Annotated in this window: 24 protein-coding genes and 4 tRNA genes; 18 read left to right on the top strand and 10 right to left on the bottom strand. The window is 67.6% G+C overall.

The annotated features are described in order from the left end of the window. Nucleotides 1–40 precede the first annotated feature (40 nt). The 4 genes from ACRAQ3_RS10605 to ACRAQ3_RS10590 all read right to left on the bottom strand — a co-directional run bounded on the left by ACRAQ3_RS10605 (nt 41) and on the right by ACRAQ3_RS10590 (nt 2,065). Nucleotides 41–397, bottom strand: coding sequence for an SUF system Fe-S cluster assembly protein (locus ACRAQ3_RS10605; RefSeq protein ID WP_269396001.1), 357 nt, complete (start codon nt 395–397; stop codon nt 41–43). A gap of 257 nt (nt 398–654) precedes the next feature. Then, a complete protein-coding gene (arsC, locus tag ACRAQ3_RS10600) occupies nt 655–1,077 on the bottom strand; it encodes an arsenate reductase (glutaredoxin) (protein ID WP_432254600.1) in 423 nt (140 codons plus the stop codon). Further along, nucleotides 1,074–1,748, bottom strand: a complete 675-nt coding sequence (locus ACRAQ3_RS10595) for an aquaporin (RefSeq protein ID WP_370163261.1) — start codon at nt 1,746–1,748, stop codon at nt 1,074–1,076. Before ACRAQ3_RS10595 ends, arsC begins: the two co-directional genes overlap by 4 nt. Further along, entirely contained in the window at nt 1,745–2,065 is a 321-nt protein-coding gene (locus ACRAQ3_RS10590; RefSeq protein ID WP_085895902.1) for an ArsR/SmtB family transcription factor, read from the bottom strand. Before ACRAQ3_RS10590 ends, ACRAQ3_RS10595 begins: the two co-directional genes overlap by 4 nt. An 82-nt stretch (nt 2,066–2,147) precedes the next feature. Between ACRAQ3_RS10590 and tgt the strand changes: the two genes are divergently transcribed. The 4 genes from tgt to ACRAQ3_RS10570 all read left to right on the top strand — a co-directional run bounded on the left by tgt (nt 2,148) and on the right by ACRAQ3_RS10570 (nt 7,582). Next, complete coding sequence (gene tgt, locus ACRAQ3_RS10585) at nt 2,148–3,272, top strand: tRNA guanosine(34) transglycosylase Tgt (RefSeq protein ID WP_432254599.1); 1,125 nt, start codon at nt 2,148–2,150, stop codon at nt 3,270–3,272. A 175-nt stretch (nt 3,273–3,447) separates the two neighbouring features. Beyond that, nucleotides 3,448–4,545: an alkene reductase gene (locus ACRAQ3_RS10580; RefSeq protein ID WP_432254598.1), complete on the top strand. Its 1,098-nt coding sequence runs from the start codon at nt 3,448–3,450 to the stop codon at nt 4,543–4,545. Nucleotides 4,546–4,736: 191 nt separating this feature from the next. After that, on the top strand, nt 4,737–7,151 hold the full coding sequence (gene lon, locus ACRAQ3_RS10575) for an endopeptidase La (protein WP_269395995.1): 2,415 nt from the start codon (nt 4,737–4,739) through the stop codon (nt 7,149–7,151). 356 nt (nt 7,152–7,507) lie between these two features. Continuing rightward, nucleotides 7,508–7,582: transfer RNA gene (locus tag ACRAQ3_RS10570), tRNA-Val, on the top strand. Between the two features lie 41 nt (nt 7,583–7,623). On the opposite strand, the gene ACRAQ3_RS10565 is transcribed toward ACRAQ3_RS10570, so the two are convergent. Both ACRAQ3_RS10565 and ACRAQ3_RS10560 read right to left on the bottom strand, forming a co-directional pair. Further along, nucleotides 7,624–8,520 carry a 5'-methylthioadenosine/S-adenosylhomocysteine nucleosidase gene (locus tag ACRAQ3_RS10565; protein WP_432254597.1) on the bottom strand — a complete coding sequence of 299 codons (897 nt, stop codon included), beginning with the start codon at nt 8,518–8,520 and terminating at the stop codon, nt 7,624–7,626. 72 nt (nt 8,521–8,592) lie between these two features. Then, nucleotides 8,593–8,841 carry a hypothetical protein gene (locus ACRAQ3_RS10560; RefSeq protein WP_432254596.1) on the bottom strand — a complete coding sequence of 83 codons (249 nt, stop codon included), beginning with the start codon at nt 8,839–8,841 and terminating at the stop codon, nt 8,593–8,595. A 79-nt stretch (nt 8,842–8,920) separates the two neighbouring features. Here ACRAQ3_RS10560 and soxR point away from each other — a divergent pair, with 79 nt between their 5' ends. The 3 genes from soxR (at nt 8,921) to ACRAQ3_RS10545 (ending at nt 10,069) form a co-directional block, all read left to right on the top strand. Beyond that, complete coding sequence (gene soxR / locus ACRAQ3_RS10555; protein WP_432254595.1) at nt 8,921–9,388, top strand: redox-sensitive transcriptional activator SoxR; 468 nt, start codon at nt 8,921–8,923, stop codon at nt 9,386–9,388. Further along, nucleotides 9,385–9,981: a histidine phosphatase family protein gene (locus tag ACRAQ3_RS10550; protein ID WP_432254594.1), complete on the top strand. Its 597-nt coding sequence runs from the start codon at nt 9,385–9,387 to the stop codon at nt 9,979–9,981. Before soxR ends, ACRAQ3_RS10550 begins: the two co-directional genes overlap by 4 nt. 12 nt (nt 9,982–9,993) lie before the next feature. After that, nucleotides 9,994–10,069: transfer RNA gene (locus ACRAQ3_RS10545), tRNA-Val, on the top strand. A 119-nt stretch (nt 10,070–10,188) separates the two neighbouring features. Here ACRAQ3_RS10545 and ACRAQ3_RS10540 read toward each other — a convergent pair. Next, complete coding sequence (locus tag ACRAQ3_RS10540; protein ID WP_432254593.1) at nt 10,189–12,201, bottom strand: FG-GAP repeat domain-containing protein; 2,013 nt, start codon at nt 12,199–12,201, stop codon at nt 10,189–10,191. A 470-nt stretch (nt 12,202–12,671) separates the two neighbouring features. On the opposite strand from ACRAQ3_RS10540, the gene ACRAQ3_RS10535 reads away from it, so the two are divergent. The 3 genes from ACRAQ3_RS10535 (at nt 12,672) to ACRAQ3_RS10525 (ending at nt 13,924) form a co-directional block, all read left to right on the top strand. Beyond that, nucleotides 12,672–13,598 carry a pirin family protein gene (locus ACRAQ3_RS10535; protein WP_432254592.1) on the top strand — a complete coding sequence of 309 codons (927 nt, stop codon included), beginning with the start codon at nt 12,672–12,674 and terminating at the stop codon, nt 13,596–13,598. 138 nt (nt 13,599–13,736) lie between these two features. After that, nucleotides 13,737–13,813: transfer RNA gene (locus tag ACRAQ3_RS10530), tRNA-Asp, on the top strand. A gap of 34 nt (nt 13,814–13,847) precedes the next feature. Then, a tRNA-Asp gene (locus ACRAQ3_RS10525) sits at nt 13,848–13,924 on the top strand. A gap of 263 nt (nt 13,925–14,187) precedes the next feature. On the opposite strand, the gene ACRAQ3_RS10520 is transcribed toward ACRAQ3_RS10525, so the two are convergent. Continuing rightward, nucleotides 14,188–15,570 carry a dipeptidase gene (locus ACRAQ3_RS10520; protein ID WP_432254591.1) on the bottom strand — a complete coding sequence of 461 codons (1,383 nt, stop codon included), beginning with the start codon at nt 15,568–15,570 and terminating at the stop codon, nt 14,188–14,190. 208 nt (nt 15,571–15,778) lie between these two features. On the opposite strand from ACRAQ3_RS10520, the gene hemA reads away from it, so the two are divergent. The 6 genes from hemA to ACRAQ3_RS10490 all read left to right on the top strand — a co-directional run bounded on the left by hemA (nt 15,779) and on the right by ACRAQ3_RS10490 (nt 22,157). Next, on the top strand, nt 15,779–17,002 hold the full coding sequence (gene hemA, locus ACRAQ3_RS10515; RefSeq protein WP_432254590.1) for a 5-aminolevulinate synthase: 1,224 nt from the start codon (nt 15,779–15,781) through the stop codon (nt 17,000–17,002). A gap of 123 nt (nt 17,003–17,125) precedes the next feature. Continuing rightward, complete coding sequence (locus ACRAQ3_RS10510) at nt 17,126–18,412, top strand: helix-turn-helix domain-containing protein (protein WP_432254589.1); 1,287 nt, start codon at nt 17,126–17,128, stop codon at nt 18,410–18,412. A gap of 49 nt (nt 18,413–18,461) precedes the next feature. Next, nucleotides 18,462–19,595 carry a flavodoxin-dependent (E)-4-hydroxy-3-methylbut-2-enyl-diphosphate synthase gene (ispG, locus tag ACRAQ3_RS10505; RefSeq protein ID WP_432254588.1) on the top strand — a complete coding sequence of 378 codons (1,134 nt, stop codon included), beginning with the start codon at nt 18,462–18,464 and terminating at the stop codon, nt 19,593–19,595. 173 nt (nt 19,596–19,768) lie between these two features. Next, on the top strand, nt 19,769–20,548 hold the full coding sequence (locus tag ACRAQ3_RS10500) for a DUF1236 domain-containing protein (protein WP_432254587.1): 780 nt from the start codon (nt 19,769–19,771) through the stop codon (nt 20,546–20,548). A gap of 184 nt (nt 20,549–20,732) precedes the next feature. Beyond that, complete coding sequence (locus ACRAQ3_RS10495) at nt 20,733–21,344, top strand: SH3 domain-containing protein (protein ID WP_432254586.1); 612 nt, start codon at nt 20,733–20,735, stop codon at nt 21,342–21,344. A gap of 123 nt (nt 21,345–21,467) precedes the next feature. Continuing rightward, entirely contained in the window at nt 21,468–22,157 is a 690-nt protein-coding gene (locus ACRAQ3_RS10490; RefSeq protein WP_432254585.1) for a lysozyme inhibitor LprI family protein, read from the top strand. A gap of 48 nt (nt 22,158–22,205) precedes the next feature. Here the strand turns inward: ACRAQ3_RS10490 and ACRAQ3_RS10485 are convergent, their stop codons facing one another. Beyond that, complete coding sequence (locus ACRAQ3_RS10485) at nt 22,206–22,955, bottom strand: DsbA family protein (RefSeq protein WP_432254584.1); 750 nt, start codon at nt 22,953–22,955, stop codon at nt 22,206–22,208. A 138-nt stretch (nt 22,956–23,093) separates the two neighbouring features. Here ACRAQ3_RS10485 and ACRAQ3_RS10480 point away from each other — a divergent pair, with 138 nt between their 5' ends. Together ACRAQ3_RS10480 and ACRAQ3_RS10475 are read left to right on the top strand one after the other, a co-directional pair. After that, complete coding sequence (locus tag ACRAQ3_RS10480; protein ID WP_432254583.1) at nt 23,094–24,254, top strand: pyridoxal phosphate-dependent aminotransferase; 1,161 nt, start codon at nt 23,094–23,096, stop codon at nt 24,252–24,254. Between the two features lie 32 nt (nt 24,255–24,286). After that, complete coding sequence (locus tag ACRAQ3_RS10475) at nt 24,287–25,486, top strand: N-acetylmuramoyl-L-alanine amidase (protein ID WP_432254582.1); 1,200 nt, start codon at nt 24,287–24,289, stop codon at nt 25,484–25,486. A gap of 57 nt (nt 25,487–25,543) precedes the next feature. Here ACRAQ3_RS10475 and ACRAQ3_RS10470 read toward each other — a convergent pair whose 3' ends face one another. After that, nucleotides 25,544–26,221 carry a class I SAM-dependent methyltransferase gene (locus ACRAQ3_RS10470; RefSeq protein WP_269395979.1) on the bottom strand — a complete coding sequence of 226 codons (678 nt, stop codon included), beginning with the start codon at nt 26,219–26,221 and terminating at the stop codon, nt 25,544–25,546. Between the last annotated feature and the right edge of the window lie 49 nt (nt 26,222–26,270).

Raw genomic sequence — 26,270 nt, 5'->3', positions numbered from 1 at the left:
GCCCTAAGGGGCAGGGCGGGCGGGCCCGCCGGGCCCCGAACTACATGAAGCCGAGCTCCAGCCGCGCCTCGTCGGACATCATCTCCATGCCCCATTGCGGCTCCCAGACCAAGTCGACGTCGACCTGCTTGACGCCCGGCACCGCGCCCACGGCATCGGCGACCCAGCCCGGCATCTCGCCGGCGACGGGACAGCCCGGCGCGGTGAGCGACATCTTGATGTTCACCGCGTTCTCCTCGTCGATATGGATCGTGTAGACGAGGCCGAGATCGTAGATGTTCACCGGGATCTCGGGGTCGTAGACCGAGCGGCACGCCTCGACCACCTGATCGTAGAGCGCATGGTCGGTCGAGGAGGGCGCGATCAGCGGCGTGCCTTCGAGTTGGGTGTCGGGCATGGGCTGTCCTTGGGCTGGAGCGGGGCGCGCTTTGGCGGCGCCGATACCTGAGCGATCATATAGGAAAAGCGCGGGGCGGGGTAAAGGGTGCGGCTTTGCTGCCGCCGACACGAAGCGTCCGGGAGGGGTGCGCCATGCGTATTTGCCTGAAAGATGAACGGGGAGGGGCGCCGAGGCGGATCCGGCGCGGGGCCCCTCCTTCATCAATCCTCAAATACGCAGATCCCGACGCCTCATCTGTGTTGCCTCCAAGGGCTTCATCCCACCCGGCGCCCGTCGGCGTCGATCACCGCGGAGCCGTCCTCCTTGAAGAGCGGGCCCGGCGGCAGGCGGTCGAGCAGGTCGAGCACCGTCTCCGAGGGGCGGCACAGGCGCACCCCCTTGGGGGAGGCGACGATGGGGCGGTTGACCAGCACCGGATGCGCGATCATCGCGTCGAGCAGCGTCTCGTCATCGACGCTCTCGTCCAGAAGCCCGAGCTCGGCGGCGGGGGATTTGGAGGTCCTGAGCGCGTCGCGCGGGGTCAGCCCGGCGGCGGCGAAGAGCGCGTGAAGCTGCGGCCTGGTCCAGCCGGTCTGGAGGTATTCGATCACGGTCGGTTCGGTGCCCGAGGCGCGGATCAGTTCCAGCACGTTGCGGGAGGTGCCGCAGGCGGGGTTATGGTGGATGACGATGCTCATGCTGTCTGCTCCTGTGGGCGGTCCGGGGCGAAGAGCCATGCCGCCACTGCCACGCCGATCAGCGCGCCGATGATCTGCGCCGCCACGAAGCCGGGCAGGTCGAAAGGCCGGATGCCCGAGAAGGTGTCGGTGAAGCTGCGCGCGATGGCGACGGCGGGGTTGGCAAAGCTGGTGGATGCGGTGAACCAGTAGGCGGCGGTGATGTAGAGGCCCACCAGCCACGGGATCGCGGCGGGCGCCTGCCGGATGCCGGCGAAAATGGTGAAGACGAGGCCGAAGGTCGCCACCGCCTCGGCCAGCCATTGCGGCCCGCCGGTGCGGATCTTGGTCGCGGTCTGCAGCACCGGCAGATCGAACATGCCATGCGCCAGCGCCGCGCCGGCGATGCCGCCCGCCACCTGCGCGAGGATGTAGGGCGCGACCTCGCCCCAAGGGGCCTGCCGGCGCACGGCGAAGGCCAGCGTCACCGCCGGGTTGAAATGCGCCCCCGAGACCGGGCCGAGGATGGTGATCAGCACCACGAGGATCGCACCGGTGGGCAGGGTATTGCCCAGAAGCGCCAGCGCCACGTCCGGCGTGAGGCTCTCGGCCATGATGCCCGATCCGACCACGGCGCAGACCAGAAGCCCGGTGCCCAGCGCTTCGGCAAAGAGGCGGCGCGACAGGCTCATGCGCAGTCCCCCACGGGCGGGCAGAGATCGGGCCTGCCGCCGCAGCAATCCTCGACGAGGAAATCGACCAGCGCGCCGACGCGGCCCATCGCCGCAAAATAGCGGATCGAGCGCCCCTCGCGGCGGCTCTCGACCAGCCCGGCCGCGTGCAACACCGACAGGTTGGCCGACATGGTGTTCTGCCGCGCGCCCAAGGCGTCGGCGATCTCGCCCGCCGCCATGCCGTCCGGGCCCGCCTTCACCAGCAGGCGGAAGGCATCGAGCCGCGTGGGCTGAGCGAGGGCGGCGAAGGCCGTGATGGCGTCTGTCTGTTCCATGTATCTGGAATTATCGATGTGACAGCGGCGGGTCAAGCCATGTCGATTGCGTGGCGCGCCATTGGACGCTATCGGCTGCGCCATGAGCTTTTCCTTTTCCCTGAACGCCACCGACGGCGCCGCCCGCACCGGGGTCATCTCCACCCCGAGGGGCGAGATCCGCACGCCCGCCTTCATGCCGGTCGGCACCGCCGCCACCGTCAAGGCGATGATGCCCGAAAGCGTCCGCCAGACCGGCGCCGACATCCTCCTGGGCAACACCTATCACCTGATGCTGCGTCCCTCGGCCGAGCGGATCGACCGGCTCGGGGGCCTGCACAAATTCATGAACTGGGAGCGACCGATCCTCACGGATTCGGGTGGCTTCCAGGTGATGAGCCTCGCCTCCCTGCGCAAGCTCACCGAGCGCGGCGTGACCTTCAAGAGCCATATCGACGGCTCCAAGCACGAGATCACGCCCGAGCGATCGATGGAGATCCAGAAGCTCCTCGGCTCGGACATCGTCATGGCTTTCGACGAATGCCCGGCGCTGCCCGCCGACCGTGAGCGGATCGCCGAGTCGATGCGGCTGTCGATGCGCTGGGCCCAGCGGAGCCGCGACGCCTTTGGCGACCGGCCCGGCCACGCGCTGTTCGGCATCCAGCAGGGCGGGCTGGAGCGCGACCTGCGCGAGGAAAGCGCCGAGGCGCTCAAGGAGATCGGCTTCGAGGGCTATGCCGTGGGCGGTCTCGCGGTGGGCGAGGGGCAGGAGGCGATGTTCGGCTGCCTCGACTACGCGCCCGCGCAATTGCCCAAGGACAAGCCGCGCTACCTGATGGGGGTGGGCAAGCCCGACGACATCGTCGGCGCCGTGAAGCGCGGCATCGACATGATGGATTGCGTGCTGCCCTCGCGCTCGGGCCGCACCGGCCAGGCCTGGACCCGGCGCGGTCAGGTCAACATGCGCAACGCTCGCCACGCCGACGATCCGCGCCCCCTCGACGAGGATTGCGGCTGTCCCGCCTGCCGCAACTACAGCCGGGCCTACCTGCATCACGTCGTGCGCAGCCAGGAGATGATCGCGGGCATGCTGCTGACCTGGCACAACCTGCACTATTACCAAGAGCTGATGGGCGACATGCGGGCGGCGATCGCGGCAGGCGATTTCGCGGGCTTCGAAACCCGGTTTCACGCGTTGCGCGCCGAAGGGGACATCGAACCGCTCTGAGGTCTCGCCGGAAATCGCGAAGTTTCAGAACGAGGTAACTCGGCGCCGCGCCACGCGGCGTCCGGTTCCCGCTCGGAGGCGTGCAACGGCGCACATTGCACCGCGCATCCCCCCGTCTTGCGGCGGCGCGGCGATGGCATAGTTCGGCTCCAATCCGTTCGGAAAGGACCGAAGAATGACCGACAAGCTATTCACCCCCGGCAAGCTCGGCGATGTCGAGCTGAAGAACCGCGTGCTGATGGCGCCGCTCACCCGTAACCGCGCCAGCAAGCAGGGCGACGCGCCCTACGACATTCATGTCGAATATTATCGCCAGCGCGCCGAGGCCGGTCTCATCATCACCGAGGCCACGCAGATCACGCCGGAGGGCAAGGGCTATATCCAGACCCCGGGCATATACAGCCGCGAGCAGATCGACGGTTGGAAGAAGGTCGTGAATGCCGTGCATGGCGAGGGCGGCAAGATCGCGCTGCAGCTGTGGCATGTCGGCCGGATCAGCCACGTCTCGCTGCAGGAGGGCGGCCAGAAGCCGGTCGCGCCGTCGGCGCTCAGGGCAGAGGCGCAGACCGTGACCGAGGAGGGCTTCGTCGACGTCTCCGAGCCGCGCGCTCTGGAGCTCGACGAGATGCCGCGGCTGGTCGATGATTATCGCCGGGCCGCCCAGAATGCCAAGGAGGCGGGCTTCGACATGGTCGAGATTCACGCCGCCAACGGCTATCTGCTCGACCAGTTCATCCGCGACGGTGCGAACAAGCGCGACGACGCCTATGGCGGCAGCCCGGAGAACCGCGCGCGGTTGATCCTCGAGGTGGTCGATGCCGTCACGGAGGTCTACGGCGCGGGCCGCACCGGTATCCGCCTGTCGCCGCTGATCGAGGTGGCCGGGCTGAAGGACAGCGATCCGATGACCGTCTATTCCTACCTGATCCCCGAGCTGAGCCGCCGCGGCATCGCCTATATCCACATGGTGGAGCCGGGCACGCAGGGCGATCTCGATCAGGAACTCGGCCGCCAGACCGCGCGGCTGCGCGAGCTGTTCGACGGCGCCTACATCGCCAATGCGGGTTACGGACGCGACACCGCGATCCGCGTGGTCGAAAGCGGTCAGGCGGACTTCGTGGCCTTCGGTCGGCCCTATATCGCCAACCCCGATCTGGCGCATCGCCTCGAGGTGGATGCCGAGCTGAACGAGGGCGACCAGTCGACCTATTACGGCGGCGGCGTCGAGGGGTATCTCGACTATCCGACGCTCGCGGAGCAGAAAGCCGCCTGACATCCGGGGACGGGTGGGGCGATCCGCCTTGCCCGGCCGCCCGCTCCGAGGCACATTGCCGAGAGAGCCACGCGACACGCGCTTGAACTGACCGGTCGGTTCACCCAAGTAAGATCCCGGACAGGAGACGGCCTTGCGGCTGCCGCACAGCGGGGCCAGACCGTCTTGCCAAGAACAAGGATACAATGAGCATGCAAGAGCCCCTCAGCCCCTCCTACCCGGTGCTGCCTCTGCGCGACATCGTGGTGTTCCCACACATGATCGTGCCGCTCTTCGTGGGCCGCGAGAAGTCGGTGCGCGCGCTCGAGGAGGTCATGGCCGACGACAAGCAGATCCTGCTGTCGTCCCAAGTCGACCCCGGCGTCGACGAGCCGACGTCCGAGGGCATCTACAAGGCGGGCGTGCTGGCCAACGTGCTGCAGTTGCTGAAACTGCCCGACGGCACCGTGAAGGTCCTCGTCGAGGGCAAGTCGCGGGTGCGTATCGCCGAGTTCATCGAGAATGACAGCTTCTTCGAGGCGCGCGCCGAGTACCTGACCGAGATGCCCGGCGACCGCGACATCGTGGCTGCGCTGGTGCAGAGCGTCGCGCAGGAGTTCGAGCGCTATTCGAAGATCCGCAAGAACATCCCCGAAGAGGCGCTCTCGGCCGTCACCGAAGCGACCGATCCGGCCAAGCTCGCCGACCTCGTCGCCGGCCATCTCGGCATCGACGTCAAGCAGAAGCAGGATCTCCTGGAAACGCTCGACATCGGCGAGCGGCTCGAGAAGGTCTATGGGCTGATGCAGGGCGAGATGTCGGTTCTGCAGGTCGAGAAGAAGATCAAGACCCGCGTCAAGAGCCAGATGGAGAAGACCCAGCGCGAGTACTATCTGAATGAGCAGATGAAGGCCATTCAGAAGGAGCTGGGCGACGGCGAGGATGGCGGCAACGAGGTCGCCGAACTGGAGAAGCGCGTCGAGGAGACCAAGCTCTCGGACGAGGCCCGCGAAAAGGCCGAGGCCGAGATCAAGAAGCTCAAGAACATGAGCCCGATGTCGGCCGAGGCCACCGTCGTGCGCAACTATCTCGACTGGCTGCTCTCGATTCCGTGGAACAACCCGTCCAAGACCAAGAAGGACCTGAAGCTCGCGCAGAAGGTGCTCGACGACGACCATTTCGGTCTCGAGAAGGTCAAGGAACGGATCGTCGAGTATCTCGCCGTCCAGCAGCGCTCGAAGAAGCTGAAGGGGCCGATCATGTGCCTCGTCGGCCCTCCGGGCGTCGGCAAGACCTCTCTGGGCAAATCGGTCGCCAAGGCCACGGGGCGCGAGTTCATCCGCATCTCGCTCGGCGGCGTGCGTGACGAGAGCGAGATCCGCGGCCACCGCCGGACCTATATCGGCTCGATGCCGGGCAAGATCATCCAGGCGCTGAAGAAGGCCAAGACCTCGAACCCGCTGATCCTCTTGGACGAGATCGACAAGATGGGTCAGGACTTCCGCGGCGACCCGGCGAGCGCGATGCTCGAGGTGCTCGACCCCGAGCAGAACGGCACCTTCGCGGATCACTACCTCGAGGTCGAGTACGACCTGTCGAACGTAATGTTCCTGACCACGGCGAACTCCTACAACATGCCGGGGCCGCTTCTGGACCGCATGGAGATCATCTCCCTCGCGGGCTACACCGAGGAAGAGAAGCGCGAGATCGCGCGGCAGCACCTGCTGCCCAAGGTTCTCAAGAACCACGGTCTGAAGGAAAAGGAGTTCTCGATCGACGACGCGGCGCTCACCGAGATGGTGCGCACCTATACCCGCGAAGCCGGCGTGCGGAACCTCGAGCGCGAGCTGTCGAAGATCGCGCGCAAGGCGGTGACCAAGATCGTCCGCAAGGAGGTCGAGGCCGTCGAGGTGACACCCGAGAACCTGAACGACTTCCTCGGCGTGAAGCAGTTCCGCTACGGGCTGGCCGAGAAGGAGGATCAGGTGGGCGTGGTCACGGGTCTGGCATGGACCTCCGTGGGCGGCGACCTGCTGCACATCGAGGCGCTCAAGCTGCCGGGCAAGGGCCGGATGAAGACCACCGGCAAGCTCGGTGACGTCATGAAGGAATCGATCGAGGCGGCGTCGAGCTACGTCCGCTCGATCGCGCCCCAGATCGGCGTCAAGCCGCCGCGCTTCGACCGCATGGACATCCACGTCCACGTGCCCGACGGGGCGACCCCGAAGGACGGCCCCTCGGCCGGCCTCGCGATGGTCACCTCGATCGTCTCGGTGCTGACCGGCATCCCGATCCGCAAGGACATCGCGATGACCGGCGAGGTGAGCCTGCGCGGCAATGCCATGCCGATCGGCGGCCTCAAGGAGAAGCTGCTCGCGGCGCTCAGGGGCGGCATCACGACGGTGCTGATCCCCGAGGAGAACGAGAAGGATCTTGCCGAGATCCCCGAGGTGGTGAAGAAGGGGCTGGAGATCATTCCGGTCAGCCATGTCTCCGAAGTGCTCAAGCACGCGCTCGTGCGTCAGCCCGAGCCGATCGAGTGGGACGAGGAGGCGGAGGAAGCCGCCGCCGCGGCCCGCGCGCTCGAGAGCCGCGACGGCACCGCGGGCACCGCCGCCCATCACTGAACGAGGAAAGGGCGCCCTGCGGGGCGCCCTTTTCGCATGGCGGGATCAGTTCCCGTCTAGCAAAGCCAGGCAGGCCCGGTGGCCGCGTTCCGCGACGCCCCCCATGATGGCCGCCATCTGGTGCCCGGCCTCGCTGTCACCGGCACGGTCGCTCGGCAAGTGGGAAGCTCCTCGATCGGGCGAACGAGGAGCCATGGGAGATTTGGCATGTCAGCGCCGATCGCGCTTCCAGGGCCGTCCTGCGAACTGGCAGCCGTGCCTTGGCCCAACGGGGCGTATGAATTTCCACCCGAGGTGAAATTGCCGCGAAGGAGGTCTTGCGCCCCTGGGCCGGGACCGCTAAATGACGCGCCAACGGGTGATTAGCTCAGTGGTAGAGCGCTTCGTTCACATCGAAGATGTCAGGGGTTCAAATCCCTTATCACCCACCATGTTACGGAAGGCGCGCCCGACGGGGCGCGCCTTTTGCGTTTCAAAGGGATGCCGGCAGTCGCGCCAGCACCGCGCGCATCAGCCGGGCCGAGTTCTCGGCCGCCACCGACATGAAACGTACCATCTCGTTCTCGTCGCCGCCGCCGCCGGCGAGGTCGGACAGCGAGCGGAAAGCGATGAAGGGCACGCCGTTGGCATAGGCCACCTGCGCCACGCCTGCGCTCTCCATGTCGAGCACCCGCGCCTCGAAGCTGGCATGGGCGTGCTCGCGGAATTGGGCGTTGTCCATGAAGACCGGTCCGGAGATGCCATTGCCGCCGATCACCACCCGGGGCGGGGTCGCCTCGGCGTCGCAGCCCAAGAGTTCGACCTCGGCTGCGGCGGCCCCGGCCAGTTCGAGGAGCACGGGGTGGGTGTCGAACCAGAACCGGCCCTGCGGCGCGTCCGCCCCAGGCGCCACCACGCCCACCGGGCAGGTATGCATCATCCCGAAATTCGCGACCGGTGCGCTCATCCAGCCGGGCAGGGCATAGCCCGCATCCGTCTCGCGCGCGAAGGCGCCTTCGAGGAAATGGCCCCAGCGCGCGGGCACCACCACGTCGCCGATGCCGAGGCCGGGGTCGACGCCGCCGGCGATGCCTGAGAATAGGATCGAGGTGACGTTGAAGTGGTCGAGCGCCGCCTGCGTGCTCATCGCGGCGTTGACCATCGAGATGCCCGACAGGAACAGCACCACCTCACGCCCTTCGAGCCGGCCAGTGATGTAGGTCGCGGGACCAATGCGCCGCGTTTCGGCGCCTTCCAGCGCGGTTTCGAGAATCGCGATCTCGGGGGCGAAGGCGGTGACCACCGCGACGCGCGGCTGGTCGTCCGGCGCCGTTCCTGCGCGGGGGATGGCCCGCGCGGCGGGCGGGACATCGATGGGAAAATGGGTCATGCGCACTCCGCTGCTGATCGGTCGGCCCCAGCTACGGCGGCCGGCCCCCGCGCGTCCAGAGCTGGTGTCCATTTACAGCAGCGTTCCGCCCGGCCCGATGCGGGGCGGGCAGGGATCGGCATCGGGCTCGAAACCCATGTCGCGCGCCAGATGCGGGTTGCGGCGCAGCTCCCGCAGATGCAGCAGCTGCGTCTCGTGGCGCATCGACTGAAGCTCCGCGCACAGCGCGTCGTCGAGCGGGTCATGCACCCGCTTTGGCGTCGAGAACCATGCGAGCAGGCGGCGAAGGGAAAGGCGGGGACGTAGCGGGAAGGTGGTCATGGACAGGGCTCCTCGGCTCTTGTGATTCCGTATCGGAGCCCGCAATCTGCGACCTCAAGTAAGGTTGAGGTCAAGCGCCATGTCACGCTTTCCCGTTCCCTCCGATCTCAGCATCGGCCAAATGGCGGCGCGCGCCGGGGTGCCGGTGTCGACGCTGCATTTCTACGAGGCCGAGGGGCTGATCCGCAGCTGGCGCAACCCGGCCAATCATCGCCGCTACGACCGGCGAGAGCTGCGCCGCGTGGCGATCATCAAGGTGGCGCAGGCGGTGGGGGTGTCGCTGTCGGAGATCCGCGAGGTGCTCGACCGGCTGCCGCGCGATCGCGCCGTCTCGGCCCGGGACTGGGCCGAGGCGGCGGCGCCGTGGCGCGCGATGCTCGACGAGCGCATCGCGCTGATGACGCGGCTGCGCGACCAGATGGGGCATTGCATCGGCTGCGGCTGCCTGTCGCTCGACAGCTGCCCGCTCTACAATGCGCAGGACCGGCTGGGCCGGTCCGGACCCGGGCCGCGACGCTGGACCGGCACGGCAGGAGAGCGCGCGTGACGATACCCGAGATCTACGTGATGCGGCATGGCGAAACCGAATGGAACGCCATGCGCCGGATGCAGGGCGGTCTCGATTCGCCGCTCACCGAAACCGGGCGGGCGCAGGCCCGCGCGATGGGCCGGATGCTGGCCGCGCGCGGCGTCGGTCCGGCGACGCACCGCATCCTGTCCTCGCCGCAGGGCCGCGCCGTCGAGACTGCGCGGCTCGCCTTCGGCACGGCGCCGCGGCCCGAACCGCGGCTGCGCGAGATCGCCATGGGCGACTGGTCCGGGCTCGACCGGGCCGAGATCGACGCCCGCTGGCCCGGGCCGCCGGGCGAGCATTTCATCGATTTCTACGCCCGTGCGCCGCGCGGCGAGGGCTTTGCCGCGCTCTGGACGCGCTGCGCCGATCTGCTCGCCGCGCTCGAGGGTCCCAGCGTGCTCGTCACGCATGGCATGACCTCGCGCGTGCTGCGCACCATTGCAACGGGCGGCAGTCGCGCCGATCTGGCGCGGCTGCCAGGCGGGCAGGGGGTGGTGTTCCGGATCTCGCAGGGGCGACACGATCGGCTCGCCGCACCGCTTGCAGTCGGCGATGGGGGCGGCTAAACCGGCCCACGCGGGTGGTTAGCTCAGTTGGTAGAGCGCTTCGTTTACACCGAAGATGTCGGGGGTTCGAGCCCCTCACCACCCACCATGCGACTTCGATCTGCTCAGTCAGGCCTCGCGTGGCCTGGTCCCGCTCGGGGTCGCGCACCTAGCGAATGGCGACCCCGGTCTTGCCGAGAGCGGCGCTGGCCGAACTGGCTTCGCCGGTCATGCGAGAAGGGCGGAGTCGTCGATGAAGGCGACGTTCACCGCCGGGGCGAAGGATCCCTCCGAGGTGACGAAGGGCGGGATCACCACGCCGGCGGAGGAGAAATTGCCGTCGCCATCATTCACCAGAAGCGTCATTTCTTGCACGGTGTCGCGGGGCACGATCAGGAGGTCGTTGTCCCCGTCGAGATCGAAATCGCCATTCGCGACCAGCAGTCCGGTGATCGAGGGATCGAAAGATTTCAGGACGAATTCGGTGCTCTCGGGCGTCGTCACGACGTCGAACAGGCGGAAGCCGGTCTCGGTAGCGCCACCGCCGGCCCCGGCGCTGGCGATCTCAATCTGGCCGTCGCGATCGAAATTCGCCGCCTCGAACGACCCAATCAGACCTTCCTCGTCTGGCGTGAAGCTGCCCCGCCCGCCGGGCCGGGAGCCCCCAGATCCGTCATTCGTGATGCTGTAGATGCCTTTGCCTTCGCCGGCGGCGACATAGAGGATGTCGTTGAAGCCGTCGCCGTCCAGATCGATGATCTGGCCGTCGCCATAGCTTTCCGCTCCGGGGCTGGCGCTGGTGCTGAATTCCATCACGCCAGTACCGTCATTGAGGTAGACGACCACGTCGTTCTCGGTGAAATCGTTGAGGATGACCATGTCGAGATCGGCATTGCCATCGAGATCGCCCAAAAGCACTTGGCTGTCCGGATCCTGAAAGACATGGCTTCGCGCGGCGAGGCTGAAAAGACCCGATCCGTTATTCCCGAGCAGGAAAAAGGATTCCCCCATATCCTCCATGGCGACGAAATCCACGTCCCCGTCACCATCCACATCGGCCGCGGCATGGGCCTTGAAGAAGAAATCCACACTCGAATCCCTCACGGGCTGGATGAGCGTGAAGGTGCCCTCCAAAGTCATCGCGAAATGCCCTGCCCCGTCATTCTCGAACAGGGTGGTCTCGATGTCGAAATCGATCTCGTCGGGGGTGGCGGTGGGCACGGGGCCGCGGCTGACGGCCACACGCAGGAAATCCATGTCGCCGTCGCCGTCGAAATCGCCCGACAGGATGTCGGCGTCGCCTACCATGATACCGGTAGCGCGTTCGGTGAAGTTGGCCGCGCCGTCATTCAGCGCCACGATCACCTCGCCCTCATCCTCGTACCACAGATCCGGCGTCGCGCGGGGGGCGGGGGTGGCGGGTTCGAAGCGCAGGAAATCGGTGCGCAGCGGCTCGCGGCCATCGCCATGGCCCACCAGCTCCAGACGATCTCCCTCCGAGACGGTCAGGTTCGAAATCACCCGTTCCGCCTGGCTCTGCTCGTTGGCGCGCCTGCCGCCCGACCTGCTGTCCCAGTCGAAGCGATCGATCTCGACCCCGTTCAGCAGGACCCGCATCGAGGAGACGCCGTCGCTTTCGTCGAAATAGCCGATCGTCATGTCGAAGGTGCCGGCCCGGTCGAAGGTATAGGCGGCGCGCGCCTCATCGGCGTCGCCATCCGTGCCGCGGCGCACATGCTGGAGGTAGGCGTCCCCCGAGGCCTTGCCGTTCGACACGACCTTGAAGCCCGAGACGATCTCCATCGCCTCGGCCTCGATCACGAAAGCGCCGCCGGGCGGCGGTGAGGTGTCGACCGCGATGTCGATGTAATCGGTGCGCAGCGGCTCGCCGCCATCGCCCATGCCGCGCAGCGTGATCAGGTCTCCCGGCGCGAGCCACAGATCCCCGACGAGATACTCCGCCCGGCTGGCGGGGCTCGATTTGTCATTTCCGAAGGTGCCGTTCCATTCGAAGCTGTCGACGATGGCGCCGTTCACCAGCACCTCCATCTGCGACACGCCGTCGGTTTCGTCGAAATATCCGACCGTGAGATCGTAATAGCCGGCGCCACCATCGAAAACCCCGCTGGCGCTCGCCTCGCCGCTCTTCGCCTCGAGATAGGCCCCGTTTGAGGGGTGGGGGTTCGATTTGATCGCGAAACCGTTCGCGATGGTGAGGGTTTCGGCCTCGGTGCGGCCCAAGCCTATCTGGGCTTTCGGAAGCGCGGTCAGGTCGGATGCCACCGAAGTCGTTCGCAAATCATTAAACATCTGAGAACTCGCGATTTAAGGGTTTCGTTGGTGATTTCCCGCAGATCGACCGGCAAAGACTAACACTTGATGGTTGATTCGTTAATCGAATGTAGGGCGCAGCGATTGATATTGAGTCAGTCGGAATTCGCCGCTCCTTTGCTCCGCGATATTCTTTAGTGCTCTCAATTCGTTGCGTTTCCGGTTTCTAAAAGCCGGGCGCGATGCCCGTTACAGATCCCTGGATTATTCATCGTCTTACCCTTGGCCGCGAATTCCGGTCCGGGTGTCCGGCGCGTGGGTCCGTTTCTTGCGCCGCAAGAGCCACCCGTCTCTTCGGTCCCGCACAATCGCCCTGCGGCGGTGGTCCTGCCGCGATCGTTCATGGGCTGCTATGTTGGGGTCATCGACAGGAGGCCTGTATGAGCCAGATCCCCAGCTTTCACCCGCTCGACACCAGCGTCGATCCCGACGTGATCGAAACGCTCATCGTGCCGCGCGCCCGCGATCTGGGCGGCTTCGAAGTGCGCCGGGCGCTGCCAGCGCCGCGCCGCCAGATGGTCGGCCCGTTCATCTTCTTCGACCAGGTCGGCCCGGCCGAGTTCCTGAAGGGCGAGGGATTCGACGTGCGGCCGCATCCGCATATCGGTCTGGCCACCGTCACCTACCTGCTGGAGGGACGGATCCATCACCGCGACAGCCTCGGTACGGATAGCTGGATCGCCCCGGGCGCGGTGAACCTGATGGTGGCAGGGCAGGGCATCACCCATTCCGAGCGCATCGACGGCAAGGCGCGCGCGTCGGGCGGGCGGATGTTCGGGCTTCAGACCTGGCTGGCGCTGCCCGATGCAATGGAAGACGAGCCGGCCCGTTTCGAACATGCCGGTGCCGACCGGTTGCCGGTGATCGAGGAGGGCGGGGTGCGGCTGCGGCTGATGCTGGGCAACGCCTACGGGGCGGTGTCGCCGGTCGCGGCGCCGGGAGAGCTGTTCCATGCGGATGCCGAGCTTGCGCCCGGCGCGCAGCTGCCGCTGCCGGACGATCACGAGGATCGCGGCGTGCATGTGCTCTCCGGCAGCATCGAGGTGGCGGGGCAGAGCTTTGCCGCGGGGCGGATGATGGTGTTCCGGCCCGGTGATCGGCTGTCGCTGCGCGCGGGACCGGGCGGTGCGCGGATCGCGCTCTTGGGCGGTGCGACGATGCCGGGGCCACGCCATATCTGGTGGAACTTCGTCGCGTCCTCGAAAGATCGGATCGAGGCCGCCAAGGAGGCCTGGCGGGCAGGCGATTTCACGCATGGGCGGTTCCGGTTGCCGCCGGGCGAGAGCGAACACATTCCTCTGCCCTGACCACGGGCGCCGCCGCTGCCCCGAGGTCAGCCCGACAATCTCGTCCACCGGCCATTTTTGCACCGATCGGCGCTTGACGCCCCCCGCCACTGTGCCTAGAACCCGCCTCACGTTCGGCGCTGCCGGACGACGAGATGCGCGGTTGTAGCTCAGTTGGTTAGAGTACCGGCCTGTCACGCCGGGGGTCGCGGGTTCGAGCCCCGTCAACCGCGCCATTCTCGTCCGTCCCATACGCTCCGAGCCTTGTGCGCGGTTGTAGCTCAGTTGGTTAGAGTACCGGCCTGTCACGCCGGGGGTCGCGGGTTCGAGCCCCGTCAACCGCGCCACTAGACGCCATGACGGCCCCGTCGCTCATCCGAGCGCGGGGCCGTTTGCGTTGCTGGCTGGGTACGCCGGGAGGGGCGTGCCCTGCTTTTTATGCCAGCCTTGGAGCTTGCGTATTTTCGGAAAGATGAATGAAGGGCCTGCACTCCGGTCCGGCGTTCGCCTCTCTCGGGCGGCGCAGCTTCCGGCCCCGTCGGGTTCATCTTTCTTCAAATACGCAATCAGACCGGCACGCCATTCTGCGCGCCGGCCGGGCCTTGCGCGTTCAGCCGGCTTCAGACAGTGCCGCCAGCACCCGGGCCCAGCTGCGGATGCCCTTGTGGAAGCTCCGCAGGTCGTATTTCTCGTTCGGACTGTGGATCAGATCGTCGTCATTGGCGAAGCCCACCAGCATCGAATCCATGCCGAGCTCGGTCTTGAAATACCCCGCGATCGGGATCGAGCCGCCGGCCCCGACGAAGGCGGCCGGGTTCGGCCATTCGGCGCTGAGCGCCTGCCGCGCCGTCTCGAAGGCCGGGTCGTCGGTCGACATGACGCTGGCGGGGGCGGCGCCGTGGCCGTGGAACTCGACCTTGCAATCGGGGGGCAGCATCGCGCGGACATGGGCGCGGAACGCGTCGCGGATCGCCTCGGGGTCCTGCTGACCCACGAGGCGGAAGCTGATCTTGGCGCTGGCCTGGCTCGGCAGCACGGTCTTGAAGCCCGCGCCCGCATAGCCGCCGGCGATGCCGTTCACCTCGCAGGTGGGCCGGGCCCAGATCATCTCGAGCGCGGTGCGGTCGGCCTCACCCGCCGGTTGGCTCAGCCCGACGCCGCCGAGGAACGCGCCGGCGTCGAAGCCAAGGCCTTCCCACTGCGCGCGCAACTCGGGCGTGATCTCCGGCACGCCCTCATAGAAGCCGGGCAGGGTGACCCGGCCATGATCGTCATGCAGCGCCGCGATGATCCGCGCCAGCAGCTTGATCGGGTTCGCCGCCGGGCCGCCATAGGCGCCCGAATGCAGGTCGCGGTTGGGGCCGGTGATGATCACCTCCTCGCCCACGAGGCCGCGCAGCATCGTGGTGATCGCCGGCGTGTCCCGGTCGAACAGGCCGGTATCGCAGATCAGCGCCAGATCCGCCTTGAGCTCGTTGGCGTGGTTGCGCAGGAACGGCACGAGCGAGGGCGATCCGGATTCCTCCTCGCCCTCGAACAGGATCGACACGCGGGTCGGCAGCTTGCCATGCACTGCCACCCAGGCGCGGCAGGCCTCGACGAAGGTCATCAGCTGACCCTTGTCGTCGCTGGCGCCGCGGCCGCGGATCACCCGGCCCGCAGGCGTGTCCTCGACCGCGGGCTCGAAGGGCGGCGTCTTCCACAGCTCCAGCGGGTCGGCCGGCTGCACGTCGTAATGACCGTAGAACAGCAGGTGCGGCCCGCCTTCGCCCATGCCGCCGGTGACCATCGGGTGGCCCGGCGTGTCGCGCAGCGCGGCATCCTCGAAGCCGATCGACTTCAGGTCCTCGACCAACCAGTCGGCGGCGGCGCGGCAATCGGCGCGATGCGCCGGATCGGTCGAGATCGAGGGAATGCGCAGCAGTTCGAGCAGCCGCATGGTAGCGGCCTCGAGATCGGCGTCTATACGCCGCAAGACGGGGTCGAGTGTCATCGGAACTCCTGCTATAATTGGCTTACAGACTGGCCGCGCTCTGCGGCACTGTCCAGCATCCGGGGTGGGCTTGCACAAGACGCAGGGCCAATATGCGGTGGGGTGGCAAATTGTAGCGTGTTGTCCGGGCGCGAGTCCGCCTATATGCACGACAACGGCCAAACGCCGGGGCGCCGCGCCCCACCAGACGAAAAGGGGAAAGATGCCCGTGGATTACGAAGCAGGGCTCGATGCCGCCATCGGCAAGCTCCACAGCGAAGGCCGCTACCGCACCTTCATCGACATCGCCCGCCACAGGGGCCAGTTCCCGCATGCCACCTGGCATCGCCCGGATGGCAGCGAGTCGCCGGTGACCGTCTGGTGCGGCAACGACTATCTCGGCATGGGGCAGCACCCTGCGGTCCTGTCGGCCATGCACGAGGCGCTCGACGCCGTCGGCGCGGGCTCGGGCGGCACGCGCAACATCTCCGGCACCACGGTCTATCACAAGCGGCTCGAGGCCGAGCTGGCCGATCTCCACGGCAAGGAGGCGGCGCTGCTCTTCACCTCCGCCTACATCGCCAACGACGCGACCCTGTCGACGCTGCCGCGGCTGTTTCCCGGGCTGATCATCTATTCCGACGCGCTCAACCACGCGAGCATGATCGAGGGCGTGCGCCGCAATGGCGGGGCGAAGCGGATCTTCCGGCACAACGACGTCGCGCATCTGCGCGAACTGCTCGAAGCCGATGATCCCGACGTGCCGAAGCTGATCGCCTTCGAATCGATCTACTCGATGGATGGCGATTTCGGCCCGATCGCCGAGATCTGCGATCTCGCCGAGGAATTCGGCGCGCTGACCTATCTCGACGAGGTGCACGCGGTCGGCATGTATGGCCCGCGCGGCGGCGGTGTTTCCGAGCGTGACCGGCTGGCGCACCGGATCGACATGATCAACGGCACTCTGGGCAAGGCCTATGGCGTTCTCGGCGGCTATGTCGCGGCCTCGGCCAAGATGGTCGATGCGGTGCGCTCCTATGCGCCGGGCTTCATCTTCACTACTTCGCTGCCGCCCACCGTGGCGGCCGGCGCGGCCGCCAGCGTCGCGCATCTCAAGACCGATCAGGATCTGCGCGACCAGCACCAGACCCAGGCCAAGATCCTCAAGACCCGGCTGCGCGGCCTCGGCCTGCCGATCCTCGACCATGGCAGCCATATCGTGCCGCTGATGGTCGGCGACCCGGTGCATACGAAGGTGATCTCCGATATGCTGCTTGCCGATCACGGCATCTACGTACAGCCGATCAACTTCCCCACCGTGCCGCGCGGCACGGAGCGGTTGCGCTTCACGCCGTCGCCGCTGCATGGCCCGCGCGAAATGGATGCGCTGGTGCGCGCGTTGGATGGGTTGTGGTCACATTGTGCGCTGAATCGCGCCGAATTGACAGGTTAAGCATATCTCCCGGTGCGGTAGCCCGCGCCCCATGTTAGAATGAACCTCAGGACCTCCCGGGAGTTGTGCCCAGACACAGCCCCGGTCGGTAACCGGGGGCGGGCAGTAACGGGAACACTCGATATGATCGGGCGGAGCTTCAGGCGTGCAAACGCTACGGAGGAGGCCGAAACCAAGGGTTTCGATGCCTTCGAATTGCGCTTGGGCGATCTGATGCGCGGTGAACGCGCGACTTTGGGCAAGAGCCTGCTTGACGTGCAGCGCGAGCTGAAGATCAAGGCCGCCTATATCGCGGCGATTGAAAATTCCGATCCCACCGCTTTCGACACGCCCGGCTTCATCGCGGGATATGTGCGCTCCTACGCGCGCTATCTGGGCATGGACCCCAACACCGCCTACGAGACCTTCTGCCGCGAATCCGGTTTCACCACCGCGCATGGCATGTCCGCCGCCGCCTCGACGGTCCGGCCGAAGAAGGCTGCCCAGAGCACCAGCCTCGGCAAGGACATCTTCTCCGACAGCGCCACGCCGTTCCTGCCCCCGGCGGAGCGCATCCTCGCCGGCTTCGAGCCGCGCGCGCTGGGCTCGGTCGCCGTGCTGCTGCTGCTGATGGGCGGTCTCGGCTATGGCGGCTGGTCGATCCTGCAGGAGGTGCAGAAGGTGCGGCTGGCCCCGGTGGAGCAGACGCCTACTATTCTTGCGCAGGTCGATCCCCTTGCCGGCGGCGGCCGTCCCGAGACGGGCGAGACCTCGGCGACGGAGCTGGCTGCACTGGCACCCGCTGCGCCCGAGGTGCTCGACCGTCTCTACCGGCCGCAGGCTCTGGACGTACCGGTGATGACGCCTCGCGACGGCCCGATCGCCGCACTCGTCACCCAGCCGCGTCGCCCGGGGCAGGACGCCCCCGTCGCGGTCGCGCAGGCTGAGACCACCACTACCGCCCCGGAAGGGCCGAGCCCGATGCTCGCCGCGCTCGACGCCGTCGAACTGCCGACGATCACGATTCCGGATATCGAACTCGCCCTTGCCGAGGCCGGGGTCGAGGGGCCGTCGGTGCGTGTCACCGAGGATCCGGCCCCGACCGTGAAGATGGTCGCCGTGCGCCCCGCTTGGGTACGGGTGAAATCGGCCGATGGCACCACGCTCTACGAAGGCATCATGAATGGCGGCGATTCGTGGGAGGTGCCGGCGCTCGAAGACGCACCGACGCTGCGGGTCGGCGAATCCGGTGCCGTCTACTTCGCCGTGGGCGAACAGCATTACGGCCCCGTCGGCGATGCCGGCACCGTGACGTCCAACGTGGCCTTGTCGGTGGACAATCTCACCGCCAGCTATCAGGTTGCCGATCTGGAGAGCGACTCCGACCTGGCCAAGCTGGTGCGGGTCGCCGAAGCCGCGCCAACCGAATGACGCCGCGCAGGTCACGCGCCTCGCGGCCCTGATCCGCGAGAGGTTTCCCATGTCCCTTCACGCCGTCCGGCCCTGGCGCGAGATCCAGCGCCGAAAGTCGCGCCAGATCATGGTGGGGCGCGTTCCCGTCGGGGGCGATGCGCCGATCTCGGTCCAGACGATGACCAACACCGACACGAGCGACGTGAAGGCGACGCTCGACCAGATCATCCGCGCCGCCGATGTCGGGGCCGACATCGTGCGGGTCTCGACGCCTGACGAGGACAGCACCCGCGCCCTGCGCGAGATCACCCGCGAAAGCCCGGTGCCGATCGTCGCGGACATCCATTTCCATTACAAGCGCGCCATCGAGGCAGCGGAGGCGGGCGCGGCCTGCCTGCGGATCAATCCCGGCAATATCGGTGACGCCAAGCGGGTGGCCGAGGTGGTGCGCGCCGCCAAGGATCACGGCTGTTCGATCCGGATCGGCGTCAATGCGGGCTCGCTGGAGCGGCACCTGCTCGAAAAATACGCCGAGCCCTGTCCCGCTGCCATGGTCGAAAGCGGGCTCGACCACATCAAGCTGCTTCAGGATCACGACTTCCACGAGTTCAAGATCTCGGTGAAGGCCTCGGACGTGTTCCTCGCCGCCGCCGCCTACCAGCAGTTGGCCGATGCCACCGACGCGCCGATCCACCTTGGCATCACCGAGGCGGGCGGCCTGATGTCGGGCACCATCAAATCCGCCATCGGCATGGGCAACCTGCTGTGGATGGGGATCGGCGACACGATCCGCGTCAGCCTCTCGGCCGATCCGGTCGAGGAGGTGAAGGTCGGCTTCGAGATCCTGAAATCCCTCGGCCTGCGCCATCGCGGCGTCAACATCATCTCCTGCCCTTCCTGCGCGCGGCAGGGCTTCGACGTCATCAAGACGGTCGAGACGCTGGAAAAGCGGCTTGAACATGTGAAGACGCCGATGTCGCTCTCGATCATCGGCTGCGTGGTCAACGGGCCGGGCGAGGCGCTGATGACCGATGTCGGTTTCACCGGCGGCGGCGCCGGCAACGGCATGGTCTATCTTGCCGGCAAGCAGAGCCACCGCATGTCGAACGACCAGATGATCGACCACATCGTCGAGCAGGTCGAGGCGAAGGCCGCCGAGATCGAGGCCCGCGACAAAGCCGCCGCCAAAGCCGCCGAATAGCTTGACGCGAGGTCCGGCGGGAGCGGTATGTTCCCGCCGATGCGTCGGCGGAAAATTGCATGTTTTGTAGGCGGTATTGGCAAACTGCACGGACCCCGAAAGGCCCGAAATCGTTTCTTTCCCAGCAGCGCCACAGCGGGTGGCGCGATTGATGCAATGGAAGAGAACGAGACATGACCAAGCAATCGCTTCTGATGACGACTGCCGCCGCGCTCGTGGCCGCGATGCCGGCATTTGCCCAGACCAGCGTCACGGTCGACACCAATACCGAAGCCGGCGCGAATGTGGGCGTCGAGGCCGAGGCCACGGCGACGACGGAAACCACTGCCAACGCCGAAACCGCGACGAGCGGCACCACCGCCACCGCGGTGACCGAGCTGAACCTGCGCGCGGGCCCCGGTCCGGAGATGGAAATCGTCGACGTGATCCCCGCCGAGGGCGAGGTCATGGTCGAGGGCTGCCTCGAAACCGCCAACTGGTGCCAGGTGACGCTCGACGGCACCACCGGCTGGGCCTATGGCGACTACCTCACCGTGCAGATGGCCGAGGCCCCCGAGCCTGTCGTGCTCTACGAGAACCGCACCGAGCTCGAGATCGAAACCGTGACCTATGACAACGAGGCCAATGACGGCCCCGCGGCGATCGCGGGCGCGGCCACGGCGGCGGGTGCCGCGGCGGCCCTGATCGGTGGCCCGGCTGCGGTGATCGGCGCCGGCATCATCGGCGCCGCGGCGGGTGACGCGCTGAACCCCGATTCCCAAGTGGTGACCTATGTCCGCGAGAACCCGGTCGAGCCGGTGATCCTTCAGGGTGAAGTGGTGGTCGGTGCCGGCATCCCGGAGGAGGTCGAGCTGAACCCGATCCCCGAGGCCGAGTACAGCTACCTCTATGTTAACGGCACCCCGGTTCTGGTCGAGCCGGAAGAGCGCCGGATCGTCTACATCGTCCGCTGATCCGGACCGGTGAGCTTTCGAAAGGGCGGCCTTCGGGCCGCCCTTTTTCGTGCGAAATGGCGGGCATGGCGGATCGGCCACATATCTCCCGGCATGCGCGACATGAGGGATCGAACTGCCGCGCGCCGGCGTTTCACCGGCAACAGGCGCGGGCCATGTCGGCCCCGCAATCCGGAGACCACCCATGATCCGCATGATACCCACACTCGCCGCCGCGGGCGCGTTCACCGCACTCGCACTTCCCGCCTTCGCACAGGCCACCGCCAACGCGACGGTCGACCTCAACATTCGCGCCGGGGCCGGTCCCGCCTATGAGGTGGTCGGCATGATCCCCAAGGGCGAACCGGTCGAGGTGGCGGGCTGCCTCGACCCCGCGACTTGGTGCGAGGTCACGCATGACGGCGCGACCGGCTGGGCGTCGGGCGGCTATCTCACCGCGATCGTCGAAACGACGCCGGTCGTGATCTACGAGAACGCCGATGCGGCAGGTATCACCACGGTCACCTACGATCCGACGCTGCCGGACGGCACGGTGACGCTGAACGGGGCGGTGATCGCCGCCGATCCCTCAGCCGAAGGCGCCAGCCTCGAGATCACCGACGGCGCGATCACCTATCTCAACGACAACCCGGTCGATCCGATCTATCTCGACGGCGAGGTGGTGCTTGGCGCGGGTCTGCCCGAAACCGTGGTGCTGACGCCGATCCCCGACAGCATGCTGACCTATGCCAATATCAACGGCCAGCAGGTCGTGGTCGAGCCCGACACCCGCCGCGTCGCCTACATCGCGCGCTGACGGACCGGTTGGGGCGGATCGCAGGAGACGCCCCGACCTTCCGCGCGACCGATATGCGCCACTGTGATAGGCTGCGGAATACCGCCCGATGGCGGTGTTCCTTTGCCAGTGGAGGTCTCGGTCATGTGGCGCCTCGTCTCTCTCCTGTTCTGTCTCCCCTCGCTTGCGACGTTCGTCCAGGCCCAGCCCAGCTTCGACTGCGCCCGCGCGGGCACGCCCACGGAACACGCGATCTGTGGCTCCGAGCGGCTGGCCGCCTTGGATCGCGACATCGCTGCTGCCTACAGCGCCGCCCGGCGGGTCGCCACGTCGCCGCAGGCCGACGCCCTCAAGGCCGACCAGCTACGTTGGCTGGGGCGCCGGGACGAGTGCGGCAATCAGCCAGACTGCCTCGCGACATCGATGGAATACTGGCTGATGGGACTGCGCGACTTCGACGGAAGCGCACCGATGCAGCGCGATCTTTCCGGCGTCTACTGCGTGCCGGACTATTTGAAGCTTTGGATCGAGCAGCGGGGCGAGCAGCTGGAGTTCGGCTTTCACCTGACGGCCGGAAACGGCCACTCCTGCGGCATGGACAATGCGATCGGCCAAAAGAGCGGCAATGGCTGGACGGCATGGATGGAGGATTGCGAGCTGACGATACGGCAGGTCGGATCGGAAATCGTGGTGAACTCCTCTACCTCGACCGCCTGCACGCGCGGCTATTGTGGGGCGCGTGCTGCCATTCATCATCTGTCGGTGCCACTCACCAGTCGGCTCGGACAATCAAGTGTCCGAACCGACGAGATATGGCCGGAAAGCGGGTGCTGATCCGGCGCGGGCTATTCCAGACGCCCAAGGCGAGGTGGCAGCATCGGCTCACTCCGCCCGCTGGGCCGCGACCATTTCCTGCATCTGCGCTAGCGGCACGTAGCCGCGCAGCATCTGGTCGCCCATCACGAAGCTCGGCGTGCCGCTGACCTGCATCGCCTGGGCCAGCCGGTGGTTCTCGGCGATGATCCCGGCGACGCGGGGGCTGTCCATCTCCGCCTGAACCGCCTCGAAATCGGCATCCAAGCTCTCGGCCAGCGCTTCGAGCGAGTCTTCGGAGACGTCGGCGCGCATGGTCATCAGCGCGTTGTGCGCTTGCTTGTAGGCCTCGTCGCCCTCGAGCTCGCGCATCGCCAGCGCGAATTGCGATGCCATCAGGGACTGCTCGCCGAGGATCGGGAACTCCTTGAGAATGTAACGGATGTTGCCGTCGCTTTCGACCAGCTCCTCGACCTCGGGAAAGGCGCGGCGGCAATAGCCGCATTTGTAATCCATGAACTCGACGAGCGTGATGTCGCCGTCCGGGTTGCCGCCGACCCAGTCGCCCTCGTTCTCGAACAGCGCCTCGGCATGGCTCGCGATCATCGCGCTGTCGCCTTGCGCCGCGGCTTCGGCCTGACGCTGGTCGAGCACGGCGATCGCCTCCATCAGCACTTCGGGGTTCTCCAGCAGGTAGGCGCGCACCTGGTCGCCGAAGGCATCGCGCTCGGCATCGGTCATCGCCTCGAGATCGAGCGCGGCGGCGGGGCCGGCGAGCGCCAGCGTGACGGGCAGGGCGCGGATGAGCGAGCGCAGCATTGGAATGTCCTTTCCTCGTGTCGAGCCGTGCAGATCACATCATCGTCCCCCTGCCAAGTTCCCGCGCGGGAAGGCGCGGGCCATTGACGGCAGGGGGGCCGCGTTGGCACAACCCGGCCAAACCTTAGGGAGCAGGGCATGCGGAACTCAAGGCGCGGAGAGGTCGATCCCTTCATCGTGATGGACGTGATGGAGGCGGCACGGCAGGCCGAGGCGGCGGGGCGGCACATCATCCACATGGAGGTGGGCCAGCCCGGTACCGGCGCGCCGCGCGAAGCGGTCGAGAAGCTGACGCGCGAGATGGCGGCGGGGCCGATGGGCTATACCGTGGCGCTGGGCCTGCCGGAACTGCGCGCCCGCATCGCCCGGCACTACGGCGAATGGTACGGGGTCGATCTCGACCCGGCCCGGGTCGTGGTGACCTCCGGCGCCTCGGGTGCGTTCCTGCTGAGCTTCACGCAGCTCTTCGACACCGGCGCCCGGGTGGGGCTGGGCGCGCCCTGCTACCCCTCCTACCGCCAGATTCTCAAGGCGCTCGACATGGTGCCGGTGGATATGCCGACCCGGCTCGCCAACCGGATGCAGCCGGTGCCCGAGGATATCGAGCGCCACGCGCTCGACGGGCTGGTGCTGGCCTCGCCCTCGAACCCGGCCGGCACCATGCTCGACCGCGACGGGCTCGGGGCTCTGGCGCAGGCCTGCGACGCGCGCGGCGCCGCGCTGATCTCGGACGAGATCTATCACGGGATCGGCGGGCGCGGCACCTCGGCACTGGAGGTGACCGACGAGATCCATGTGATCGGCTCGTTCTCGAAATACTTCTCGATGACCGGCTGGCGCGTCGGCTGGCTGATCGTGCCGCCCGAGCATGTGCGCGGCATCGAGCGCATCGCCCAGAACATGTTCATCTGCACCTCGCACGCCTCGCAGCGGCTGGCGCTGCACGCCATGGACGCGACCGATGAGCTGGAAGCCAATGCCGCCGTCTATGCCGCCAACCGCGCGCTGATGCTGGAGCGGCTGCCGAAGGCGGGCTTCACCCGCTTCGCGCCCCCCGACGGGGCGTTCTACGTCTATGCCGACGTCTCGGCCTTCACCGATGACAGCCGCGCCTTCGCCGCCGAGATCCTCGACGAGGCGGGCGTCGCGGTGACGCCGGGCCTCGATTTCGACCCGGCGGACGGGCATCGCTGGATCCGCTTCTCCTATGCCCGCTCCACCGCCGATATCGAGGAGGGGCTGTCGCGGCTCGCCCGCTTCATGGCGGCGCGCGGTCATGCGGAGGCGGGCGCCGCATGAGGCCCCGCCGCGGTGCCCGGGGCAGGCCGGGTATGCGTATTTGGGGAAAGATGAAGGGGATCGGCCTCGCGCTGCTGCTGGCAGGGCCGCTCTCGGCGCAGGAGTTCTCGGGGCTGGCCCGGCTCGATGCCGCCGAGAGCCATGTCGCGGATACGCGCCGGGGGCTGGAGCTGGAGCTGGCGTTGAGCCAGACGGTGCCTTGGCGGGTCTTCACGCTCGACGAGCCACGGCGGCTCGTGCTCGATTTCGCCGAGGTCGACTGGACCGGGGCCGATCCGGCGGCGCTGCTGTCGGGGACGCGCGCCAGCGCGCTGCGGCTCGGGCGCGGGCGGCCCGGCTGGTCGCGCCTCGTGCTCGACCTGGCCGAGCCACTCGCGGTCGAGAGCGCCGAGATGCGGGCACAGCCCTCGGGCGCGGCGCGGCTGCGCATCGCGCTGGGGCCGGTGAGCGCCGAGGCCTTCGCGGAACGCGCGCGCCCCGCCGACCCGGCCGGAGAGACGCTGGCCCCGCCGCGGGCGGCGGAGGCGGGGCCGCTGGTGGTGGCGGTGGATGCGGGCCATGGCGGCGTCGATCCGGGCGCCATGCGCGAAGGGCTCGTCGAGGCCGACCTGATGCTGCAGCTGGCGCGCGAGGCGGCCGAGGCGATCAACCGTTCCGGCAACATGCGCGCGGTGCTGACCCGCGACGCCGACGCCTTCGTGCCGCTGTCCGAGCGGATGACCATCGCCCGGGCGGCGGGGGCCGATTTGCTGCTGTCGCTGCATGCGGACGCGCTGGAGGAAGACGAGGCTTCGGGCGGCTCGGTCTACACGCTCTCGGACGAGGCGCAGGACACGGCATCGGGGCGCATGGTCGAGCGGCACCAGCGCGGCGACCTGTTGGCCGGGCTCGATCTCAGCCGTCAGGACGACCGGGTCGCCACGGCGCTGATGGATCTGGCCCGGATCGACACCGCGCCGCAGAGCGAGCGGCTGGCACAGGCGCTGGTGGCTTCGCTCGGAGCGGCGGGCGCGCATCTCAATTCGCGGCCCCTCCGCAGCGCGCCGCTGGCGGTGCTCAACGCCGCCGATTTCCCCTCGGTTCTGGTCGAGGTGGGGTTCCTGTCGAATGCCGGGGATCGGGCCCGACTCGTCGATCCGGCCTCGCGCGCCCGGATCGTCGCGGGGCTCGTCGCGGGGCTGCGCAACTGGGCGGCCGAGGAGGCCGCACGCGCGCCGCTGCGGCGGCGCTGAATCGCAAACGGCCCGCGCGGTGACGCGCGGGCCGTGATACCGTGCCGAGGCCGAGCCTCAGCCCTTGTTGGCGGGCTTCGGGCCTTCCTCGCGCGGCAGACCGTCGAAACGGGCCAGCCAGACCGAGTGCATGCCGCAATCGGGGTCTTCGGGGATGAAGGCCAGCGGCTTGAAACCGTGCATCTCCAGAAGGCCCTTGTAGGTCTTGGGGCTCAGGCTCTCATGGAAGATCGGCTTGCCCGCCACGTCGCCGATCGCCGTGCCGGCCGAGGGGCCGGAGGTGAACATCAGCGCGCAGCCGGGCGCCGCGTGCTCGGCGAAGGTCGGGAACATCGATTGCTGATCGGGTCCCGCCAGGTGGAAGAAGCTGTCCCAAGCGAGAATCGCGTCGAACTTCTCGGACAGGCGCAGCCCGCGCATGTCGTGGTGGAAGGCGCGGGCGCGCGGCAGGTTTTTCTGGAACAGGCCCAGCATCACCCGCGAGGCGTCGACGCCGGTGACCTCGGCGCCGCGATCGGCGACGTATTGCGCGATCGGCGCGCCCGAGCCGCAGCCGAGATCGAGCACGCGGCGGCGGCCGCCATTGCGCGGCGCCGCGGCCAGCATCCTGTCGACCCAGCGCCGTTCGATCAGGCGTCGGTCGCGCGCCTTGGCCCATTCGGGGCCGACGGCGTCATAGGTCGCGATCACGTCGTCCGGCGTGGCGCGGCGGGAAGGGGTTGTGTCGGTTGCCATCATGTACGCCCTTTTGGGTGCCAGCTGTCGAGAGCGCAATCCCCTCGCC

Source organism: Limimaricola sp. AA108-03 (genome assembly GCF_050847355.1).
GTDB lineage: Bacteria > Pseudomonadota > Alphaproteobacteria > Rhodobacterales > Rhodobacteraceae > Limimaricola.
This window is presented reverse-complemented; position numbering and strand designations above follow the sequence as displayed.

Bases quoted from the DNA above. Each gene is read 5' to 3' on its own strand.
- ACRAQ3_RS10535 (WP_432254592.1), top strand. From the start codon at position 12,672: ATGAGCCAGATCCCCAGCTTTCACCCGCTCGACACCAGCGTCGATCCC.
- ACRAQ3_RS10490 (WP_432254585.1), top strand. From the start codon at position 21,468: ATGTGGCGCCTCGTCTCTCTCCTGTTCTGTCTCCCCTCGCTTGCGACG.
- lon (WP_269395995.1), top strand. From the start codon at position 4,737: ATGCAAGAGCCCCTCAGCCCCTCCTACCCGGTGCTGCCTCTGCGCGAC.
- tgt (WP_432254599.1), top strand. From the start codon at position 2,148: ATGAGCTTTTCCTTTTCCCTGAACGCCACCGACGGCGCCGCCCGCACC.
- arsC (WP_432254600.1), bottom strand. From the start codon at position 1,077: ATGAGCATCGTCATCCACCATAACCCCGCCTGCGGCACCTCCCGCAAC.
- ACRAQ3_RS10590 (WP_085895902.1), bottom strand. From the start codon at position 2,065: ATGGAACAGACAGACGCCATCACGGCCTTCGCCGCCCTCGCTCAGCCC.
- ACRAQ3_RS10565 (WP_432254597.1), bottom strand. From the start codon at position 8,520: ATGACCCATTTTCCCATCGATGTCCCGCCCGCCGCGCGGGCCATCCCC.
- ACRAQ3_RS10475 (WP_432254582.1), top strand. From the start codon at position 24,287: ATGCGTATTTGGGGAAAGATGAAGGGGATCGGCCTCGCGCTGCTGCTG.
- ACRAQ3_RS10470 (WP_269395979.1), bottom strand. From the start codon at position 26,221: ATGGCAACCGACACAACCCCTTCCCGCCGCGCCACGCCGGACGACGTG.
- ACRAQ3_RS10595 (WP_370163261.1), bottom strand. From the start codon at position 1,748: ATGAGCCTGTCGCGCCGCCTCTTTGCCGAAGCGCTGGGCACCGGGCTT.
- ACRAQ3_RS10520 (WP_432254591.1), bottom strand. From the start codon at position 15,570: ATGACACTCGACCCCGTCTTGCGGCGTATAGACGCCGATCTCGAGGCC.
- ACRAQ3_RS10500 (WP_432254587.1), top strand. From the start codon at position 19,769: ATGACCAAGCAATCGCTTCTGATGACGACTGCCGCCGCGCTCGTGGCC.
- soxR (WP_432254595.1), top strand. From the start codon at position 8,921: ATGTCACGCTTTCCCGTTCCCTCCGATCTCAGCATCGGCCAAATGGCG.
- ACRAQ3_RS10605 (WP_269396001.1), bottom strand. From the start codon at position 397: ATGCCCGACACCCAACTCGAAGGCACGCCGCTGATCGCGCCCTCCTCG.
- ACRAQ3_RS10495 (WP_432254586.1), top strand. From the start codon at position 20,733: ATGATCCGCATGATACCCACACTCGCCGCCGCGGGCGCGTTCACCGCA.
- ACRAQ3_RS10510 (WP_432254589.1), top strand. From the start codon at position 17,126: ATGATCGGGCGGAGCTTCAGGCGTGCAAACGCTACGGAGGAGGCCGAA.
- ACRAQ3_RS10485 (WP_432254584.1), bottom strand. From the start codon at position 22,955: ATGCTGCGCTCGCTCATCCGCGCCCTGCCCGTCACGCTGGCGCTCGCC.
- ACRAQ3_RS10580 (WP_432254598.1), top strand. From the start codon at position 3,448: ATGACCGACAAGCTATTCACCCCCGGCAAGCTCGGCGATGTCGAGCTG.
- ispG (WP_432254588.1), top strand. From the start codon at position 18,462: ATGTCCCTTCACGCCGTCCGGCCCTGGCGCGAGATCCAGCGCCGAAAG.
- ACRAQ3_RS10560 (WP_432254596.1), bottom strand. From the start codon at position 8,841: ATGACCACCTTCCCGCTACGTCCCCGCCTTTCCCTTCGCCGCCTGCTC.
- ACRAQ3_RS10480 (WP_432254583.1), top strand. From the start codon at position 23,094: ATGCGGAACTCAAGGCGCGGAGAGGTCGATCCCTTCATCGTGATGGAC.